This is a genomic window from Paenibacillus wuxiensis (assembly GCF_040195695.1).
Classification (GTDB): Bacteria; Bacillota; Bacilli; order Paenibacillales; family Paenibacillaceae; genus Paenibacillus_B; species Paenibacillus_B suaedae.
On the sequence record NZ_JBEFZI010000007.1, the window covers coordinates 392,281 to 410,453 of the forward strand.

An 18,173-nucleotide genomic window follows, 5' to 3' on the forward strand; every position below is an offset into this window, starting at 1 on the left:
ACTGAAGAAATAGACGAGTATCGTCTCACAATAGAAGCAGAATCGAGGAGGCCGCAAGGCCTCCTCGGAGTATGAATAGGCTATGGACGAAGCTTGGGGCAAGGCACGAGAAAAATACGAAGAGGTGTCACGATGAACAAACGATGGAGCGAGGCAGAAGCGGCGGGCAGAATTATGGTCGCACTGGATTATCCGAATGCAGACGCAGCGAGAGAGCTGCTGCAGCAGCTGCAAGGAATCCCTTGTTATATGAAGGTAGGCATGCAGTTGTTCTATGCGGCGGGCCCAGCGTTTGTTCGCGAGCTGAAGGATAAAGGCTACAGAGTTTTTCTTGATGTAAAGATGCATGATATCCCGAACACAGTTAAGGGTGGAGCGAACAGCATCACGAAGCTAGGCGTTGATATGTTCAATGTCCATGCCGGCGGCGGTGCAGCGATGATGGCGTCTGCTATGGAGGGTGTTGAAGCGGCACTGGCTGAAAATGCGGAATTGAAGCGACCCGTCGTGATTGCAGTCACGCAATTAACGAGCACGAATGAAACGGTCATGAATGAGGAACTCGGAATTCCTGGTAAGGTAGTTGACACTGTCGTACGTTATGCGAAGCTGACGAAGCTAGCAGGGCTTGACGGAGTTGTGGCATCGCCTCAAGAAGTAACTGCAATTAAGGCTGCTTGCGGAGAAGCATTCCAGACGATTACGCCTGGGATTCGTCCAGCAGGCAGTGCAAAGGGTGACCAATCCCGTGTCATGACTCCAGCACAAGCATTTGAGCAAGGAACAGATTATATTGTGGTCGGCCGCCCGATAACTGCTGCACCGAATCCACGCGACGCGATTCTATCTATTATGAAGGAGCTGTTGAACTAATGACTACAACGAACCTGGAACGCACAATTGCACAGCATCTATTAAATATCCAAGCGGTAGCGCTTCGTCCAAATGAGCCATTTACGTGGACGTCAGGCATTAAATCTCCAATCTACTGCGATAATCGCTTGACGATGTCCTACCCAGAGATTCGAGATGCAATTGCAGAAGGATTTGCTTCCTTGGTGAAACAATACGCTCCTGATGCAGAAGTTATCGCAGGCACAGCTACAGCAGGCATTCCGCATGCTGCTTGGGTAGCGGACAAGCTTGGCTTGCCAATGGCTTATATTCGCGACAAGGCAAAAGGCCACGGAAAGCAAAATCAAATTGAGGGAATTATTCGTCCTGGACAGAAGGTTGTTGTCATAGAGGATCTGATTTCTACAGGTGGAAGCTCCTTGAAAGCCGCACTTGCCGTCAAGGAAGCAGGAGCTGAGCCATTGGCAGTACTGGCGATCTTCAGCTACCAATTGGAAAAAGCAACTTCTGCATTCGAGGAAGCAGGGATTCCACTTCGCACGCTGTCGAACTATACAGCACTGACGCAGACGGCATTGGACCATGGTGTTATTCAAGCCGAAGATATGGATGTGCTCCAAGCATGGCGTCATGATCCAACGACATGGGGCAACTAAGAAGAAAAGAAGGCGAATTTGAATTTGATTTTGAATTCTATTTCTATAGATAACATTTCTTGAAGACCTTTCCTGCATCATGAGGAAGGGTCTCTTTTTTGCTAGAGTCATGAACTGACAAAAGACTACCAAAAAATAATCAGAATATTTGTCATTTTTACAGAAAAACGGTTAAGAACATTGTAACTTTTCACGCAAAACTTTCGTTTATACTTGAGGAGAGTTTGACGTCATGTCCGAGAAAGGGGCAGATATAAGGATGAAATGGCTTCGCAAACGGAAGCAGGCTGACGAGGTCGAGGCTAACGAGGCAACCCCAAATCTCGCAGTGCATAATCAGGACGAGACAGTTGCGAATAATGAGGCGAAATACATAGACGACAAAAAAACATCTTCAGAATGGCCTGAACGTGCGGTTCCTGTCGCTACAGATGAACCTATCCTCGAAGTTCGCGGTGTGGAACGAACCTTCCAAGTGGGCAGTGAGAAGCTTCATGTCCTGAAAGGCATCAATATGCAGGTTAACCCAGGTCAGTTGGTAATGCTGAAAGGTCGTTCCGGTTCAGGGAAAACGACTCTTCTTAACATGCTCGGCGGTCTGGACCTGCCTACAAAAGGCGAGATTTATTTTCGAGGAGAGGAGCTCTCATCTTGGAGCGATAACAAGCGCACCTTTACAAGACGCAATGATATCGGATTCATATTTCAGGCGTTTGCTTTGATGCCGTTGTTATCTGCATATGAGAATGTCGAGCTGTCGCTGCGTATGGCGAACATTCCGCGTCATTTATGGAAGGAACGCGTACAGCATTGTTTGGAATTGGTTGGTCTCGGAAAGCGAATGAAGCACCGTCCGTTCGAAATGTCCGGCGGTGAGCAGCAGCGTGTTGCGATTGCGAAGTCGATCGCGCATAAGCCTCTGTTGCTGCTTGCAGATGAACCTACAGCAGAACTTGATTCACAGATGGGTGCACAGGTCATGGGAGTATTCCGGCAAATTATACGTTCTGAGAAGATCGCAATCTGTATGACAACCCACGATCCTACAATTTTGGAGGTAGCTGATCATGTTTATGAAATGGTCGACGGAAAATTCATCTCATAAGGCAGTAGATAAAAGGAAGAAATGGCGCCGCTCCGCGCTGATATTGATGTGCGGGGTCATGATGCTTACCTCTGCATGTTCCTTGCTTCCAGATGAGGAACAAGAAGAGACGCTGCCGACAATTACGCCGCCAGCAATCTCGAAGAAGCCCGAATATGATGTTATGAAGGGCGAATGGATATCTGATGTGAAGGCAACAGGGAAGGTAATGTCGGAGCAGGAAGAGACGTTCTTCTTCACGCTTGATAATAAGCCTGTCAAGGATGTAAAGGTCAAGAACGGCGACAACGTAAAGGCAGGTCAGGTATTGGCAGTACTTGATGTTGAAGAAATGCAAAGGGACCTGCGTTCGAAGCGGAGAGAGCTTCGCAAGTTGGAAGTGAAGATGAAAGAAACGCTCCGCCAGAAGGATGAGATGGATCCAATTCTATTCGAAGATGAGCAAATCGCATACGAAGAGGCTCTCGAAAAGATTGCGGAAGTAGAAAACGATATTGCAAAAGGATTGGTTACTGCTCCATTCGCTGGAACGGTCGTTAACGTCGCTGCGAAGAAAGGGAATATGACGAAGAAGTATGACCCTGTCGCGACAATCGCCAATACATCCCGATTGGTTGTTACGGTGGATGTACCGAAGGATGATTTGAAGAAAATTGCCCCTGGAATGGATGTTGAACTAAGCATTAATTCGACAGGCAAAATTTTAAAAGGAAAGGTTAAGGCGCTTCCTGCTCCTACATCAGACAAGGACAACGGAGGGAACAACAACAACAATCCGGGCGGGGGCAATATGCCTGAACAGGATCGGATTGATAAATATGTAACGGTGACATTGAATGATAAGCTGCCTTCTACAGTAACGCGTGGATCCATGCTTGGTGCGACCATTATTACGAAGAAACGCAGCAATGTTGTCTATATCCCGCCATCCGCACTTCGTACGCTTGGTGCTAGAACCTATGTTCAAGTCGTTGATGACAATGGAAAACGTGAGGTTGACGTGGAAATCGGTGAACAGGATGCAACGAGATTGGAAATCAAAAAAGGACTTGAGCCTGGACAGAAAGTAGTGGGTCGCTAATGGGCATTCCTTTGTTGCGGTTTCTATTCCGGAAAATGTGGAATACCCGCTGGCTTACGTTCAGCACACTTCTAGGGCTCATTGTGGCTGTATCCTTTACAGTCAGCATTCCGATGTATGCTGATGGCGCCTTGAAGCGGGTTGTCTCGAAGACATTGGAGGACAATAGTGCAGCGATGCCAGCCGGCTCGTTGTCAATCAAGTACCAGGCGACAGGTGGAACCAAGACGGATCCGAAAGAATTAAAGGAAGTTGATCGTTACATACGTGAGGATGTGAAGGCGCAGGTTGGGTTTCCAGCTCAAATCTTTGTCAATGCGCGTTCGCTCCGAGGAACAGAAGTTTACCCTGTAGATCCGAGCAAGGTTGATGCCAGCCGGGTTCGAACGATGACGCTTGGCTCTTTATCCGATTTGAACGACCGAGTAGAGTGGACACTGGGTAAGGAATATGAAGATGGCGAGCAGAATGGGACATTGCAGGTTGTCATGATGGAGGAAGCCATGTACCGCAATGATCTCCATATTGGTGACGAGCTTGAATACCCAGTAACCGGCACGGATACCGTGCTGAAGGTGAAGTTGGTAGGTACTTTTAAGCCGAAAGAAGATACGAGTGCTTATTGGTTCCAGGGCTTAGAAGGAATGATGAATTCCTTGTACGTCTCACCGGCAACGTTCGATCATTTGATGGAACAGAAAAAGCTGCCGATCTCTGTATCCAGCTGGTATTATGCGTTTGATCTGCGCGAGGTAAAGACAAGTCAGTTGTCCTCACTTAGCTCTATGCTGGAACGCTTGAATATTGATTTGTACCAGAAGCTGAAGGGAACGCAAGTGGAGATTTCCTTCGCGAAGGTATTGAATGAATTCCGCAGTCAGAGCGTACAGTTGCAAATGATGCTGTTCACGCTTGCTGCACCGATGATTGCAATGGTGTTCTATTATATCGCGATGAATGCAAGTCAATCGCTAGAGAAGCAGCAAAGTGATATTGCTGTGCTGCGAAGCCGTGGAGCAAGTACGCGGCAGATTATATGGCTTTATCTATTGGAAGGAATCATTCTCGGCTTGTTGGCTCTGGCATTGGCCCCTATATTCGGCTGGTTTATGGCGAAGTCAATAGGCTCAGCGAACGGCTTCCTGGAGTTCGTAAATCGGAAGTCTATTCCGGTAGGATTTACGACAGATGCTGTTTTGTTTGGCGTGGCTGCAGTTGTCATTGCCTTGTTCGCAAGCATTATACCAGCAGTAGTCTTCGCTCGTTCATCTATCGTGAACTTGAAGCAGAAGATGGCACGATCAGACCGCAAGCCTGTATGGCAGCGCTGGTTCCTTGATGTCCTGCTGCTGGGCTTGGCGGGTTATGGCTATTACCTGCTTAATGAGAGACAGTTGTTGACATTCCAATCAGGAGTGAGCTCTGATCAGCTGCAAGTACAGCCATTTCTATTTTTTGTGCCGGCACTCGCGATTTTTGCGTGCGGACTGTTCTTTTTACGATTGTTCCCGCTTATTCTTAAAATCGTGCAGTGGATTGGCGGCAAGCTGCTGCCAGTTCCGCTATATTTGACGCTTACGCAGTTGTCCCGTTCTGCCAAGACGTATTATCCGCTTATGATTTTGCTCATTCTTACGCTTGGTCTAGGCGTATACAATGCGTCAGCAGCTCGCACGATTGACATTAACTCGACAGAACGCACCTTGTACAAATATGGTACAGACGTCGTTATCCAGACGGTATGGGAGTCTGAACAAGAGATCATTAGAGACAAGGATAATGGCAAAGGAAACAACAGAGGCGGAGGAGGAGGTAATCCAGGGCAAGGTGGTGGTGGCAACCAGCCGCCGAAGGCGGGCAAGACGATCTACACGGAGCCGCCGTTCGAGCTCTTCAAGAAGATGCCTGGTGTTGAAGGAGCCGCACGTGTGTTGAAGACGAAGGGGAATGTAATCATTTCCGGACGTTCGATTGGTCAAGGTGAGATTATGGGAATCGACAATGTCGACTTCTCGAAGGTAGCCTGGTTCCGTCAGGACTTGTTCCCATCCCATCCGTTCCACTATTTGGATGCACTAGGGAAGTATACGGAATCCGCTGTGATTATCCCGAGCAATGTCGCGAAGCAGTACCAATTGAAGGAAGGCGACATCATCTCCATTGGGTTTGGTGAGCAGTTGGTTGAATTCGTAATTGTTGGGGTTCTCCCATATTGGCCGAGTATGTATCCAGACGAGAAACCGTTCTTTATTGCGAACTTAGATTATATTTATGATCAAGTACCAATCACACCGTATGAGGTATGGTTGAAGATGAAGGACAAAGCACCACTAGGTCCTGTCCTTACAGAACTGCAAAAGAAAGGGATAGAAATATTCAGTAGGACGGATGTACGAAGCGAGCTTGCAACACAGAGCAAGCATCCTACCCGGGGTGGCGTATTTGGCATTCTGAGTATGGGCTTCTTAATATCTGTTATTATCTCCTTGATTGGATATTTGTTGTTCTGGTTCTTTAACTTGACAAGACGTGTGCTTCAGTTCGGGATTTTGCGCGCAATGGGGTTGTCGCGCAGACAACTAACCGGTATGCTGCTGCTGGAACAGCTATTTACAGCAGGGCTTTCTATCCTGCTTGGCATTTTGCTTGGGAAGGTGGCGAGCCGCTTGTTCCTGCCATTCCTACAAACGGCAGAAAGCTCCAAGATGCAGGTACCGCCATTCCGGATTGTATTTGAATCACGAGATACGATCCAGCTGTACATCGTCGTTGGCGTGATGATCTTTACTGGGGCGACCTTGTTGTTCATGCATATTCGTCGTCTACGTGTCCATCAAGCCGTGAAGATGGGAGAGGAGCGTTAATCGGTGATACAATGTGAAGGACTTGTTAAAATATTCAAAACAGATGATATTGAAGTTGTTGCCCTGCAAGGGCTGAACCTGTCAGTCAAGCAAGGTGAGCTGATGGCGATTATCGGCAACAGCGGCAGCGGGAAATCGACACTTCTGAACATACTCGGCGGGTTGGATCGTCCGTCCGCCGGATCCGTTCAGGTAGGGAAGTGGGATCTGCTTAAGATTTCGGATAAAGAGCTTGTTGAATACAAGCGGGATACTGTCGGATTTATCTGGCAGAACAATGCGCGCAACTTGCTTCCTTATTTGACAGCGTTGGAGAATGTTGAAGTGCCAATGATGCTGGCCGGCAAGATGGATCGCAAATATGCGAAAGAACTGCTTGAATGGGTTGGGCTAAGTCATCGCATGCACAATAAGCTGCAACAGCTATCAGGCGGTGAGCAGCAGCGGGTGGCCATTGCGATTTCACTTGCGAATCGTCCACAAATGCTGCTTGCTGATGAACCTACTGGATCTGTGGATACGCAGACATCAGATATGATCATGAATATTTTCCGCCGTATGAGTAGGGAATTAGGGGTGACGGTGGTCATCGTAACCCATGATTTGTCGCTTGCAGGGAAGGTGGATCGTGTCGTTGCGATACGTGACGGCTTAACTAGCACAGAATTCATCAAGCGTAATCCGAATTTGGTTGCTGGTGGAGGTGAGGAAGGATTCGGGCTTCAGGATCATCATGAAGCCTACGTGGTAGTTGATCGAGTCGGTCGATTGCAAGTGCCAAAGGAGTATTTGGAAGCCCTCGATATTCAAGACAAGGCATCTATGGAATTAGACGGAGACAAAATTATTATCCGCACACCTAAGGAATTGGAGGAGTAACCAGATGAAAAAAAACTGGGTACGTAAATTATTGACGGTTACACTGGTATTGACGATGATTATCCCAATGCTGGCTGCTTGTACGAACAAAGATGAGGTTGTTCCAGGACAAGAGCGAGTATTGCGTATTGGAATGCAGTATGGAGGATACGACGACACCTATTTCCGTCAGCAATGGACTGATACATTTGAAATTACACATAAAGGAATCCGTATTGAGCTTGTTCCAGCACTTGATGGTGCAGATATGCGTTATGATAATTCCGGAGATCCGAAGAAACAGCCGGATCGCTATGAAGCGATGAAAAAACTGCTGAATTCTGCGAATCCAGTTGACATCATCGTCACGGATTCGTTCCAGTTCCGCAAGCTTGTGGAAGATGGAATGTTGAAGCAGCTTGATCCGCTTGTACAGAAGGACAGTATTGATTTGTCCGACTTTGTCCCAACGGTTATTGATGGGATAAAAGCAATGGGAGACAACAGCTTGTATGGTCTTGCGCCTACATTCTCCTCGAATGCACTGTTCTTCAACAAGAAACTCTTCAGTGATGCAGGCATTGCACCGCCGACTGATAATATGACATGGGATCAAGTATTTACGCTCGCGGCTAACCTATCGAAAGGTGACGGAGCAGATCGCAAATATGGTTTCAGCTTCAATCGTTATAATGGCTCCGATGTGTTTAGCGATATGATGAACTTATATATTCCGCCATTAAATCTTCGTATGTTCGATGAAAAAGGCGAGAAGATGACGGTAAACACGCCGCAATGGGAAAAAGTATGGACAACGGTAAGTGATCTGGCGATCAAGAAAATCGTCCCACCTGCCAACAGTACTGAAATGCCTGTTCAAACGCCGGAAAATGAAAATCCGTTCGGACATGATAACTTCCTGTCCGGGAAGGTTGCTATGGCGATCGGAGACTATAATTACATTAATACGGAATTGTCAGATGCCATGAAGAATGCTGACAAAATCAAAGGCTTTACGAAGTTTGATTGGGATGTTGTAACCATTCCGTCACATCCAGAATCTCCTGGAGTATCTGGCGGTTCTCAGCTGTATAATATTTTTGCAATCAATCAAAAAGCAGCTAACCCAGACGATGCTTGGGAATTCATGAAGTTTATTAATAGTGAAGATTGGGCTAAGCTTCGTTCCCGCAGCAGTTGGGAAATGGTATCTCGTCAAAAGTACATTAAGCCTAAGGATGGCACTAACATTAACGTAAGTGCGTTCTACAAAACAAAGCCGGTTCCTCCTACAAAGACAGATATGGAGAAGTTCATGATGGACGGAAGCTACTGGCAGATCAATCAGCTTGGTACGGAGTTGATGCAACAAGTGATCGAGAAGAAGAAATCCGTTGCGGATGCCTTGAAGGAATGGGAAACAAAAGGGAACCAAATTTTAATTCAAGCGAAAAAGAATCCGAACGGTAATGATACTCCTCCAGGAAACGTATACAAGGGCTAATCATCGTAATGAAGGAAGAATCGGTGGCTCCAAGTGAGCTTGCCGGTTCTTTTTTGCACGATTGGGGAATAGTAGGGGGAAGGGGAGGATGCTGATGACAAGAAAAGGGTGATAAAGTGCATTGGGTCTATTGGGGCAAGTTGTACGATTCCAGATTTCAAGCTCGTTGTTTGCAGCAGCGGCTTGAGCATGATGCTTGGATTTATGGATATGAGGCAATGAAGGAGATTGAAGTATATCGATCACGTAGAGGAAAATACGGGGTGCGATTTCTTCCTTAGCCCATTATGTACAATAAATTCAAACTATTTTAATTTTTCTCTTGACTGAACATATGCAACTATTGTATAGTAATACTTGTCGCTGCTGAAGAAGTTCAGCTGTTGAATCATATCGCGGGGTGGAGCAGTCTGGTAGCTCGTCGGGCTCATAACCCGAAGGTCGTAGGTTCAAATCCTGCCCCCGCAACCAAACCTCATGAAATTGCAATGGTGAGGGCCCTTAGCTCAGTTGGTTAGAGCGGTCGGCTCATAACCGATTGGTCGGGGGTTCGAGTCCCTCAGGGCCCACCAATTCTAATTTCATAGATACATAGTTTTGTAAAGTGCATCTTTCATCATCAGTTCTAGCAGTTTGCTAGATTTGCATGAGATAGGTGTTTTTTTATTATTGAGGATCTAAGGGAGCCCGCTTTGCAACGTTTTGCGGAGGGGCTTCCTTTTTTGTGTCGCTATTTTCTTTTTTGCAACGCATCGTAGGCATCGAGGACATTTTGAAGTGCAGCCTTTTCTTTTTTTGTTATCGTACGGTCATCATAATAAGTATCGCCTTCATGGCGAATGATGGTTTTCTTTGATTTAATAATGGCGCGAATCATTGAGATATCTGATTCAGATGGAGCGACATCGGCCCATTCCCAGATTCGGGTATTATTATCTCGGATGATCTCATCCCTATTAGGGAAGATGGAATAGGTCTTATCATCGACTTTCAATGTGTACTTCTCGATGAACAGCCAATTTTCAGCTTCGTATTGAATACGCAACCGCAGCCAAGATATATTTGCTTCTTTCCCTATATATAAGAAGAAACTGTTCTCATTCGCATAGTGAGGTGAAGTTTTGTCATAATACCAGGTAATACTTTTGACTTCATCTACACTTTTTCTCATCTTAGATAGTGCTTGCGCCAAGCGCTTTTCTTCCGCCGCTTGTTTACGTTTTTTCTCCAACTGCTCGGCCTCGATCTTCTTACGCTCTTTTTCTTCAATTTGCGAAATCAATGTTTTGGCGATGCCTGCTTCCTTGCTTCCGGGATGTTTCTTCATTAAAGCATTTAGTTTGTCCTTTGCGTTGCCTAATGCCCCTTTAGTAAGACTATCTCTCGCTCCGGCAAGCATGCGGTCAGCTCCATTTTTGATATCATCGATTTCTTTCTTTAACTCGTTAATTGTACCTTTTAATTGTGTATTTTCTTGTTGCAGGTTTCTTACTTTAGCGGTCAGGTTCTCGTTCGCAGATACCATATCGTCATATGAGGATTGCGAGATGTTAGAACAGCCTGAAAGGAGTAAAAAAGAAACACATAGTAGGGTAGTTATTCGCTTCACTGCCCGGATCCTCCTAGATGGTAGTAGTTCTATTTTACGACAAAAGCCAAATATTCCAATGAAAATAATGGTAACAAAATTGATGTGAAGATAATTCAATAGGAGGAAAAAGGCCAGATGATGAATGTTCAATTGCGAACATTCACATTGATAAATTTATTGTTGACATCATATGAAGGCGTATGATATATTATATCTTGTCGGTTGCGATGTACAGTGTTTTGAAGCGAAAGTGGATGAGCAGCTTGTAGTGCGCAATGATGCAGCATATTGAACCACATGACGATGTGGCAAATATGCCGGGGTGGCGGAATTGGCAGACGCACAGGACTTAAAATCCTGCGGTAGGTGACTACCGTACCGGTTCGATCCCGGTCCTCGGCACCACGTATTGATGATGAGAACTCCTTTCCTGTTCAGGCCTTGAACAAGTGAGGAGTTTTTTGCTTTATACTCTTTTTTAATATGAAATGTGAAATGATTTGAGGATTACATAATCGTAATAGACTAATAGATACCGACATGGAAGGGGAATGTCCAGTGGGAATGCATGTACAGAATGATTGGGCGGAATTGCTTCACGAGGAAGTTAGACAGCCATATTTCAAGCAGCTGTGGGGCTGGCTTCGAGAAGAATACGAGCGTGCAGTCATTTATCCGCCATATGAACTTATATTTTCTGCATTGAATGCGACGTCCTATGCGGATACGAAGATTGTCATCGTTGGGCAAGATCCTTATCATGGGCCAGGACAAGCTCATGGATTAAGCTTTTCCGTTCAACCGGGTGTTAAGCTGCCGCCTTCACTTCAGAACATGTTCAAAGAGGGCGCAGCAGATGTTGGTCTGAAGATGCCGAACAACGGAAGCTTGCTGCACTGGGCCAAGCAAGGCGTCCTCATGCTTAACACAGTACTGACCGTCGAACAAGGACAAGCAGCTTCACATCGGGGGAAGGGCTGGGAGAAGTTCACCGATCGTATCATTCAATTGTTGAATGACAGAGATCGCCCAATCATATTTGTTCTATGGGGAAGCCATGCACAAGCGAAGGCGAGCATGATTGATTTGTCAAAGCATTATATTGTACAAGCGCCGCATCCAAGCCCCTTGTCTGCACATCGTGGGTTCTTTGGAAGCAAGCCGTACTCGAAAATTAATAATAAGCTGCGCGAATGGGGCGAGCAGGAGATCGACTGGCAAGTCCCTAATATCTAAATAAGGAATAGGCGTCATCGTGAACTGCTTTCATGGAATAGTAAGTTGTTGTATGCTTGTAAGAAGGTGTGAGCGATAACTGTGAAAGTGGTTCATGTGGCTGCCGATCATTTTGGAAAAGTTAGCTCTAGTAATTGACATGGTAATATATTGATGTTATATTAAATTTGTTAATAAACATGATCTGTTAGCTCAGCTGGGAGAGCACCATCTTGACAGGGTGGGGGTCAGTGGTTCGAGCCCACTACAGATCACCATACTTTTAACATCAAAAGCCTTGATTATCAAGGCTTTTTCTATTTCTATTCCTTTGAACAGTGCAAACCTGCAGCAGAATCTTCTTTGCTCAATGAAAGTGATGCGACAGATGATACAAAACCACTATATTTGTCAACATCATGCATTAAGAAAAATAAGATCAATGATATAGTTTAATATAACTCATTCTCTGCCTATTTTCATTGATTTCTCTGAGGTGATCAAGTCCGTCATGCCTTGTTTGTAGGGGAAGCGAGTGTGTATGCCTCGAAATATATATTATTACAAGATCAAGCATCTCTCATTCGTATCTAACGGGTGATGGATGCTTTTTTATTTTGTTCGTAATTGCAAGAACTAAACTTGCAACTGCTTTCATATAGTGAAGGTATAACGAATGTTTCGCTATTGAATGGGGACAAGCGTAGGAGGTTGGGTTATGGGAGCCGAATTGAGTGTATGGATAATCGGTGTGTTCGGGATCGTAGCGGTTGTCTGTTGGTTTTTATCCAAGCTTCTCATCTTTGATAGTACAAAGCATGATGAGCAATTTGTATGGCTTCGCTCAGTTGAAGAGGATACCAGCAAAAAGGAATGAAGTCATGAGCAAGGGCATGAGATGTTTAAGGGATTAACTTTACGGTGAGAATAGGGGCTATATCGTGAAGTTATTAGTGTTGTTAGCGGGGGTAGCAGCATGCGTAGACGATGGAACGTAATAGGCGTGGTAATGTTGGCCGGAATCATCACGGGCGTCCTGCTTGTTGGGCTTAGTATGAACGCTGTCGACGCAAGTCGCTTCTATCCTGGGATTGATCCTGTAGAGAAGAAGATACCGATCTATGAGGATGTGTATGGTAAGCCAATTATTGAGGAAGTGTATGAGCCCTAGAGTATAACCATACAAGTGGCCGACAGCCCTAGAGATCCTAAGGATCTCCAGGGCTGTTTTCTTCATAAATGTCGTTCATTATGCTTCATTAATCTGTGTTGGATGAATGATTGGGCTGCCTAGCTGTGCTGTCTATAGGCTCTTCTGCATCCCATTTACGTGCGTAGGCTTTCTTCGTCACGTAGAGAAGCAGAAGCACCATGCCTACTACCATGACAACAACTGCGATTACTGTAGCCAGTATCGGATCCATCGTGTACCCCCTTGCTAATGTAAGCGTGTCCGTTATTGCAACTATACATGAAATTCATTTTTTTGTATAATATAAATTCGTTTGCAGCAGCTAAGATATTATACATAATCGCTGTTGCAACATTTCATTCGGAGGTGAGCGGGAGTGGCTGCTGAAATCATTGAGGTTAAGACACAGGAACAACTGGACGAGTGTATTGCGATACGAAAGGAAGTATTCGTTGCTGAGCAACATGTACCAGAAGAAGAAGAATGTGACGAGTACGATAACTTGGATGCTCCGGCCTTTCACGTCCTGCTGATGTCAGACGGACAGTACGCTGCAACAGGACGAGTGAAGCTGTTGGATGAATTCACTGCAAAGATGCAGCGTATTGCAGTAAGAAAGCCATTCCGCGGGAAAGGGATTGGAAGAGTTTTAATGGTAGGTCTGGAGCAAATTGCCCAGAAACACGGTGTGGAGAAATGCGTGCTGGACGGTCAGTGCCAAGCGGAAGGGTTCTATCATTCTTTAGGGTATGAGACAGTGTCAGAGGAGCCATTCTTGGATGCGGGTATTCCTCATATTCGCATGGAGAAGAAGCTGTAATTCGTTGTACCGATTTTCGGTTCATAAAAGTTGTGGGTTATGGACACTCTACCTAATAAACGCATCTAATGTAGGATGTATATAGTTAGGAGGATGATGTTCGCATGTCACAGCGAGAATCCATTGTAGCTGTTCAGAAGAATGGGGACGGGGATCTAACGGCGTTCCAAACGAATACAGGCCGAATCTTAAATTACGAGCAGGCTCTTCAAGCCGTGCAAAATGGAGAAATTGCGGGTGTGAATGCCTTCAAGGGAAGAGACGGCGGTACTTATATTCGTGGAGATGCTGATGGTGATCCAAGCAACAATCTGGATAATTTGCCGACTTTCCAATAACGGTATAGAAGACATAACGAAAGAGCACTTGCAGCGGCCAAATTGGGTCGTTGTAAAGTGCTCTTTGGTGCATTATTCGATTGTATAGAGCTGGTGTTGATCGACAAAGGACATGGCGCCAGTATGCCCTTCGTACTGCGGCCGTTCATCTCCATAGTGCATGAGGAAGGTAAGCTCCTGCAGTGTATCAGGAAGCGTCAAGAGCTCTGCCAATGTCGCATGAACCTCTCCATTCCCACCTAATTGACAGTCATGGAAGATCGTGGTTACTCCACGCTGTTCAACTAAGTGGTGAAGCAGTTCCGGCTGGAACTGCATATCAGCGCTGTAGAAAAAATGATTGTTAATAAGAAGAGAGAAGCTGCGCTTGCCTTCAATATGTGGAGTCTCTAATAATTCGACGGTAAGACCCGCTGCAATGTCATATGGCTGCCCTGGCTCTATTGCATGTACATCGAATACATCCTCTAAGCAGCTTATTCCCTCTTGGGTTAGTCCACCCTTCAATGTATGCTCCCATAATACGGATACGAGTGGAGAAGCTATGTACAGTTTTGGCTTACGTCCATATTTGAACTTCATCTGGAAGGCCAATTCTTCTAATCCCCCAACATGATCAGCATGAATATGAGAGATAAGAACACCATCGATGTCAGAGAATGACTTATTCAAATGGTGTAGAGCCATCGGTGCCGTAATTCCACAGTCGATGAGCAGTGTGAATCCACCAGAGTAAAGTAATCCGTTATTATTGAAGTATGATTTGGCAAATGCACTGCCTGTCCCTAACATTTGTATGTGAAGGTTCATCTTCATCCTCCTATTGGCTGACAAGGCTAGAATTACGCCTATACTGTACCATGTCTGGGATAAATGCACAAGCAAGGCAGCGCAATCTGCATAATGTGCAATAATCAGGTTCGGCCGGAAGCGGCAGGCAACGTGAAATGCACATGAAGCGGGTGAAGGGCATGACGAAGGGGAAAGGCAAAAAGAAGACGAGTCTACAGTCTGGTCGTGAACAGTTCACGATGAAAATAGTAACTTCAGATCGGTGTGAAGCGTGCAAGACACCCTGCACGCGCGGGATGGATTATGTGGAGCGGATGTCTCAGCCAGGCGCAGTTGGAAATGGCGTTCCCTGTATATTAACCCGTACCAAACTGGGCGGCTAATTGTCCCTACCCTACACAATAGGGTACATGTTCCCGGGGTGATAACATGTCTGTTGCACACCCAATCATTTCCCGGGACATAATGGATTTCCGGATCGCGCGAATCACCTACAATCGTCTTACCTATTGAACAATGGGGGGATCGTGATGCAGTTGGAGATTGTATGGAAGGGAAATGAGCATAGCAATTCGAGTGATCGCAAGGGGGAGATCCCTGCAATTATTGTGAATCATATTTCTGCTCAGAGCTTAACGAGTCTAGATGCATGGTACACATGTCCTGACAACAAGATTTCTTCAGCTCATTTTGCAGTGTCCAAGAATGGGACAATTCATCAATATGTATCCATTGAGCGAATGGCATTCTCACAAGGACTAGAAGGAGAACGAATTGCCTTAGCGCCTGCTTTTGTTGTACGTGAAAAAGGAATGAATCCTAATCGATATGCGGTATCAATCGAGCATGAAGGAATGGACGGGCTGCTGACAGACGAACAGTATCAGGCATGTCTTCGTTTGCATCGTTATATACAACGATATGTAATGGAGAAGTGGGGACATTGGATCTCCTTGGATTATGAACATGTGTTGGGACATTTTCAGATCGATGCCATAAGAAAAGCGAACTGTCCAGGCCCTAACTTTCCATGGAGCCGGTTATATGAGGATTTGCGGCATATGAAGGAAGGGTGAGAGCATTGCTGGGATACCACAAGTTTTTGCGGGCGAAATAGTTCATGGCTTTGTTCATGATAGTATGAATGCACATGAGAGTTATTTGCGCATTAGGCGCAACTCTAAAGCATGATCGGAGTATAACTTTACAACAAAGAAATTTGGGGGTAACGAGATGAAATGCAGGAGACTTGCAGCATTCGTTCTGCTTGGTTCTATTGTGGGTGGAGCGTATGCATCGGCACAGACAGATGTCGCACCTAGTTCTGCGCAAGCCGCTCCAGTGGCTGAGAAGATTGATGTTGTTCTGAATGGGAATGCGGTAAATGAAGGCGGGTATATGATAGATGGACGTGCTTATTTGTCTGTACGACAAATACAAGAAGCACTTCAGGCATTTATATTCTGGGATGATGCCAATAAGAAGGTTGTAATTGACAAGCCTAATGTGGACTTGCTGCTGTTCAAGGACAATAAAACATTTGGCAAAGTCGAGACGGGGAAGACTTCATTTACAGTATTCGTCCAAGTCGACAGTTTGCAGTCGACAGTTGATGCGATCAAGATTACGATCACAGATCCGAAAGGGAAGACAACGGAGCTTCAGGAATCGAGTGTTCCAACAAATGAAGATAATTTCTGGTTCCGTACGAATGAGCATAAGTATGATTTCAAGGCTAAGGGCGACTATATGATCTCTTGTTATTTAAGACAGAAGAATGGTGAATTCACCCTTATATCGCAGAAAAAGTTGCCTGCAATATCTAAACTTTAGCTTTTGGTTATTATACATACTGAAGCGAGTAGGCGTTCGTTGACCTCTTTCGCAGAAAGTGGTACGATACGTGAGTATAACCACTACCTGAACATAAAGGAGATTTACTCATGAGCGAACATAACCATGATTGCGGATGTGGACACGATCACGACCACGATCACGATCATGAATTGATTATTACAATGGTAGACGAAGACGGCAACGAAATCGACATGACGATGGTCGAGACGTTCAACGTCGACGAGCAGCTATATGCACTTCTTCTCCAACGCAACGATCCAGAAGCGGACGGCATTATCGTACGTCTGGAAGAGCAAGGCGAAGAAATGGCAATGCTTCCTATCGAAGATGACGCTGAGTGGGAACGCGTACAGCAAGCATACAACGAATTGGTAGCTGAGCAAGGCGAGTAATTCATTCGCTCTGCCAATATACAGGTATGGAACAAGCTCCGGAGAATTCCGGGGCTTGTTCTTTTTTAGAGCATGATTCCGTTCGGAGCGGATCAATTGGGATATTCTTATAGATGCTCTTATTTTCGTGGATTGTAATACATAATTCTACCGTTGAACAGCGTAAGTTCCGCTTTCCACTTTTTCGCCAAATATTTGCACAACTCGTTCCCTTTGGCCTTGTCTCCGTGAGTGGCATCGTCAGGCAGAACCATTTGCACGAAGCGGCGGGAATCCTCTTTCTCGCCAACACCAAATACGATATGTCGATATAATGGATTGGAACCTTTTAAATAGAACCATTCCTGCTCTTGCCCGGGCTTTGTTTCAATTGTATATGGAAAGGCAGCCTCGGCATAATCCCAGCCTAATTGTTCTCCGGTTAATTGGGTTTGTTCCCGGTAATGGAGAAGTTGGCCCTTCAATTCATCTAATGTAATGGACGCAACCTCCGAACCATCGACAAACGTAATGAATGCGCTTTGACTCATCGAATCTATCCTCCCCTTGGGACATCTTCTACTTATAGCACGAATCGCTTACATCATACCATTTGACTGAATGTGATGGCAATATTTACATGGAATGAAAGTTCGAATCTTGTTCTAGGAACGCGATTTATGTTATACTCGATCGTATAACCATTAAATGGTTTGTGTTCTTGGAAAAGGATATCCCGAGGAGGTGTGCGATGTTTGACCATTTGTATGAAGTTTCGGAGCAAGCAAATGTTACCTTTGTCGGTTGGGCCACAGAACAGATTCGTTATGATTTCGCACTCATTTATTCCGATCATTTTATCGGCAAGACATTAGTTGTATGTATGCAGACTGGTCGCTCGACATTATTATGTGCGGATGATTTGCGTCCAGAAATTCTCCAAGTCAAATTCAATTTGCCTCATGCTGAGGCGGCAAGTGAAGCGGCGCAGCTGTTGCTTACGCGAATACATCCACTCGAGGTGCAGGATCAATACTGAATGATCCTGCAGAGAATGAATACAGGGTGCCCCAT

Annotated in this window: 21 protein-coding genes and 4 tRNA genes; 21 read left to right on the plus strand and 4 right to left on the minus strand. The window is 45.5% G+C overall.

Annotated features, from left to right (window positions below; translation table 11 throughout):
• Positions 1-132: 132 nt before the first annotated feature.
• From pyrF to ABN764_RS18225, 9 genes are all read left to right on the plus strand, one after another.
• Complete coding sequence (gene pyrF / locus ABN764_RS18185) at positions 133-873, plus strand: orotidine-5'-phosphate decarboxylase (protein WP_446672688.1); 741 nt, start codon at positions 133-135, stop codon at positions 871-873.
• The gene (gene pyrE, locus ABN764_RS18190) at positions 873-1,511 is read left to right on the plus strand and encodes an orotate phosphoribosyltransferase (RefSeq protein WP_065292673.1); all 639 of its coding nucleotides are present in this window, start codon (positions 873-875) and stop codon (positions 1,509-1,511) included. Before pyrF ends, pyrE begins: the two co-directional genes overlap by 1 nt.
• 232 nt (positions 1,512-1,743) lie before the next feature.
• On the plus strand, positions 1,744-2,616 hold the full coding sequence (locus ABN764_RS18195) for an ABC transporter ATP-binding protein (RefSeq protein WP_021256726.1): 873 nt from the start codon (positions 1,744-1,746) through the stop codon (positions 2,614-2,616).
• Positions 2,579-3,697 (plus strand): efflux RND transporter periplasmic adaptor subunit, encoded by a 1,119-nt coding sequence (locus ABN764_RS18200; protein ID WP_268632466.1) that lies wholly within the window; start codon positions 2,579-2,581, stop codon positions 3,695-3,697. The genes ABN764_RS18195 and ABN764_RS18200 overlap by 38 nt, the downstream gene beginning before the upstream one ends.
• Positions 3,697-6,561 (plus strand): FtsX-like permease family protein, encoded by a 2,865-nt coding sequence (locus ABN764_RS18205; RefSeq protein WP_446672689.1) that lies wholly within the window; start codon positions 3,697-3,699, stop codon positions 6,559-6,561. Before ABN764_RS18200 ends, ABN764_RS18205 begins: the two co-directional genes overlap by 1 nt.
• A gap of 3 nt (positions 6,562-6,564) precedes the next feature.
• Positions 6,565-7,440, plus strand: coding sequence for an ABC transporter ATP-binding protein (locus ABN764_RS18210; RefSeq protein WP_268624489.1), 876 nt, complete (start codon positions 6,565-6,567; stop codon positions 7,438-7,440).
• Between the two features lie 4 nt (positions 7,441-7,444).
• Positions 7,445-8,923, plus strand: a complete 1,479-nt coding sequence (locus ABN764_RS18215) for an ABC transporter substrate-binding protein (protein WP_072728853.1) — start codon at positions 7,445-7,447, stop codon at positions 8,921-8,923.
• Positions 8,924-9,317: 394 nt separating this feature from the next.
• Positions 9,318-9,394, plus strand: a tRNA-Met gene (locus tag ABN764_RS18220).
• Between the two features lie 24 nt (positions 9,395-9,418).
• Positions 9,419-9,495, plus strand: a tRNA-Ile gene (locus tag ABN764_RS18225).
• Between the two features lie 158 nt (positions 9,496-9,653).
• On the opposite strand, the gene ABN764_RS18230 is transcribed toward ABN764_RS18225, so the two are convergent.
• Positions 9,654-10,532, minus strand: coding sequence for a hypothetical protein (locus tag ABN764_RS18230; RefSeq protein ID WP_446672690.1), 879 nt, complete (start codon positions 10,530-10,532; stop codon positions 9,654-9,656).
• A gap of 298 nt (positions 10,533-10,830) precedes the next feature.
• Between ABN764_RS18230 and ABN764_RS18235 the strand changes: the two genes are divergently transcribed.
• The 5 genes from ABN764_RS18235 (at position 10,831) to ABN764_RS18255 (ending at position 12,900) form a co-directional block, all read left to right on the plus strand.
• Positions 10,831-10,919 (plus strand) — tRNA-Leu (locus ABN764_RS18235).
• Positions 10,920-11,078: 159 nt separating this feature from the next.
• Positions 11,079-11,750 carry a uracil-DNA glycosylase gene (locus tag ABN764_RS18240; protein ID WP_419149766.1) on the plus strand — a complete coding sequence of 224 codons (672 nt, stop codon included), beginning with the start codon at positions 11,079-11,081 and terminating at the stop codon, positions 11,748-11,750.
• 181 nt (positions 11,751-11,931) lie between these two features.
• A tRNA-Val gene (locus ABN764_RS18245) sits at positions 11,932-12,007 on the plus strand.
• Positions 12,008-12,447: 440 nt separating this feature from the next.
• Positions 12,448-12,606: a hypothetical protein gene (locus tag ABN764_RS18250; protein WP_161627341.1), complete on the plus strand. Its 159-nt coding sequence runs from the start codon at positions 12,448-12,450 to the stop codon at positions 12,604-12,606.
• 99 nt (positions 12,607-12,705) lie between these two features.
• Complete coding sequence (locus ABN764_RS18255; protein WP_021256718.1) at positions 12,706-12,900, plus strand: hypothetical protein; 195 nt, start codon at positions 12,706-12,708, stop codon at positions 12,898-12,900.
• Between the two features lie 88 nt (positions 12,901-12,988).
• On the opposite strand, the gene ABN764_RS18260 is transcribed toward ABN764_RS18255, so the two are convergent.
• Positions 12,989-13,153 carry a hypothetical protein gene (locus ABN764_RS18260; protein ID WP_162833935.1) on the minus strand — a complete coding sequence of 55 codons (165 nt, stop codon included), beginning with the start codon at positions 13,151-13,153 and terminating at the stop codon, positions 12,989-12,991.
• A gap of 144 nt (positions 13,154-13,297) precedes the next feature.
• On the opposite strand from ABN764_RS18260, the gene ABN764_RS18265 reads away from it, so the two are divergent.
• Together ABN764_RS18265 and ABN764_RS18270 are read left to right on the plus strand one after the other, a co-directional pair.
• Complete coding sequence (locus ABN764_RS18265) at positions 13,298-13,741, plus strand: GNAT family N-acetyltransferase (protein WP_021258062.1); 444 nt, start codon at positions 13,298-13,300, stop codon at positions 13,739-13,741.
• A 104-nt stretch (positions 13,742-13,845) separates the two neighbouring features.
• A complete protein-coding gene (locus ABN764_RS18270) occupies positions 13,846-14,079 on the plus strand; it encodes a DUF3892 domain-containing protein (RefSeq protein ID WP_174811521.1) in 234 nt (77 codons plus the stop codon).
• Between the two features lie 72 nt (positions 14,080-14,151).
• On the opposite strand, the gene ABN764_RS18275 is transcribed toward ABN764_RS18270, so the two are convergent.
• Positions 14,152-14,889, minus strand: a complete 738-nt coding sequence (locus tag ABN764_RS18275; RefSeq protein ID WP_446672691.1) for an MBL fold metallo-hydrolase — start codon at positions 14,887-14,889, stop codon at positions 14,152-14,154.
• A gap of 161 nt (positions 14,890-15,050) precedes the next feature.
• Here ABN764_RS18275 and ABN764_RS18280 point away from each other — a divergent pair, with 161 nt between their 5' ends.
• The 4 genes from ABN764_RS18280 (at position 15,051) to ABN764_RS18295 (ending at position 17,120) form a co-directional block, all read left to right on the plus strand.
• Positions 15,051-15,254 carry a hypothetical protein gene (locus tag ABN764_RS18280; RefSeq protein WP_028531255.1) on the plus strand — a complete coding sequence of 68 codons (204 nt, stop codon included), beginning with the start codon at positions 15,051-15,053 and terminating at the stop codon, positions 15,252-15,254.
• 147 nt (positions 15,255-15,401) lie between these two features.
• Positions 15,402-15,947 carry an N-acetylmuramoyl-L-alanine amidase gene (locus ABN764_RS18285; RefSeq protein WP_446672692.1) on the plus strand — a complete coding sequence of 182 codons (546 nt, stop codon included), beginning with the start codon at positions 15,402-15,404 and terminating at the stop codon, positions 15,945-15,947.
• Between the two features lie 157 nt (positions 15,948-16,104).
• Positions 16,105-16,704 carry a stalk domain-containing protein gene (locus tag ABN764_RS18290; protein ID WP_021256712.1) on the plus strand — a complete coding sequence of 200 codons (600 nt, stop codon included), beginning with the start codon at positions 16,105-16,107 and terminating at the stop codon, positions 16,702-16,704.
• A 110-nt stretch (positions 16,705-16,814) separates the two neighbouring features.
• The gene (locus tag ABN764_RS18295; protein WP_446672693.1) at positions 16,815-17,120 is read left to right on the plus strand and encodes a DUF1292 domain-containing protein; all 306 of its coding nucleotides are present in this window, start codon (positions 16,815-16,817) and stop codon (positions 17,118-17,120) included.
• 119 nt (positions 17,121-17,239) lie between these two features.
• Here ABN764_RS18295 and ABN764_RS18300 read toward each other — a convergent pair whose 3' ends face one another.
• Positions 17,240-17,650 carry a DUF1885 family protein gene (locus ABN764_RS18300; RefSeq protein ID WP_174808899.1) on the minus strand — a complete coding sequence of 137 codons (411 nt, stop codon included), beginning with the start codon at positions 17,648-17,650 and terminating at the stop codon, positions 17,240-17,242.
• A 200-nt stretch (positions 17,651-17,850) separates the two neighbouring features.
• Here ABN764_RS18300 and ABN764_RS18305 point away from each other — a divergent pair, with 200 nt between their 5' ends.
• Entirely contained in the window at positions 17,851-18,138 is a 288-nt protein-coding gene (locus ABN764_RS18305; protein WP_021256709.1) for a DUF3055 domain-containing protein, read from the plus strand.
• Positions 18,139-18,173 lie beyond the last annotated feature (35 nt).

What these genes read in the sequence shown, in the direction of transcription:
- ABN764_RS18260 (WP_162833935.1), bottom strand. Translation starts at nt 13,153, where the DNA reads ATGGATCCGATACTGGCTACAGTAATCGCAGTTGTTGTCATGGTAGTA.
- ABN764_RS18195 (WP_021256726.1), top strand. Translation starts at nt 1,744, where the DNA reads ATGTCCGAGAAAGGGGCAGATATAAGGATGAAATGGCTTCGCAAACGG.
- ABN764_RS18280 (WP_028531255.1), top strand. Translation starts at nt 15,051, where the DNA reads ATGACGAAGGGGAAAGGCAAAAAGAAGACGAGTCTACAGTCTGGTCGT.
- ABN764_RS18285 (WP_446672692.1), top strand. Translation starts at nt 15,402, where the DNA reads ATGCAGTTGGAGATTGTATGGAAGGGAAATGAGCATAGCAATTCGAGT.
- ABN764_RS18275 (WP_446672691.1), bottom strand. Translation starts at nt 14,889, where the DNA reads ATGAACCTTCACATACAAATGTTAGGGACAGGCAGTGCATTTGCCAAA.
- ABN764_RS18255 (WP_021256718.1), top strand. Translation starts at nt 12,706, where the DNA reads ATGCGTAGACGATGGAACGTAATAGGCGTGGTAATGTTGGCCGGAATC.
- ABN764_RS18290 (WP_021256712.1), top strand. Translation starts at nt 16,105, where the DNA reads ATGAAATGCAGGAGACTTGCAGCATTCGTTCTGCTTGGTTCTATTGTG.
- ABN764_RS18270 (WP_174811521.1), top strand. Translation starts at nt 13,846, where the DNA reads ATGTCACAGCGAGAATCCATTGTAGCTGTTCAGAAGAATGGGGACGGG.
- pyrE (WP_065292673.1), top strand. Translation starts at nt 873, where the DNA reads ATGACTACAACGAACCTGGAACGCACAATTGCACAGCATCTATTAAAT.
- ABN764_RS18205 (WP_446672689.1), top strand. Translation starts at nt 3,697, where the DNA reads ATGGGCATTCCTTTGTTGCGGTTTCTATTCCGGAAAATGTGGAATACC.
- ABN764_RS18250 (WP_161627341.1), top strand. Translation starts at nt 12,448, where the DNA reads ATGGGAGCCGAATTGAGTGTATGGATAATCGGTGTGTTCGGGATCGTA.
- ABN764_RS18300 (WP_174808899.1), bottom strand. Translation starts at nt 17,650, where the DNA reads ATGAGTCAAAGCGCATTCATTACGTTTGTCGATGGTTCGGAGGTTGCG.
- ABN764_RS18200 (WP_268632466.1), top strand. Translation starts at nt 2,579, where the DNA reads ATGTTTATGAAATGGTCGACGGAAAATTCATCTCATAAGGCAGTAGAT.
- pyrF (WP_446672688.1), top strand. Translation starts at nt 133, where the DNA reads ATGAACAAACGATGGAGCGAGGCAGAAGCGGCGGGCAGAATTATGGTC.
- ABN764_RS18240 (WP_419149766.1), top strand. Translation starts at nt 11,079, where the DNA reads ATGCATGTACAGAATGATTGGGCGGAATTGCTTCACGAGGAAGTTAGA.
- ABN764_RS18215 (WP_072728853.1), top strand. Translation starts at nt 7,445, where the DNA reads ATGAAAAAAAACTGGGTACGTAAATTATTGACGGTTACACTGGTATTG.
- ABN764_RS18295 (WP_446672693.1), top strand. Translation starts at nt 16,815, where the DNA reads ATGAGCGAACATAACCATGATTGCGGATGTGGACACGATCACGACCAC.
- ABN764_RS18305 (WP_021256709.1), top strand. Translation starts at nt 17,851, where the DNA reads ATGTTTGACCATTTGTATGAAGTTTCGGAGCAAGCAAATGTTACCTTT.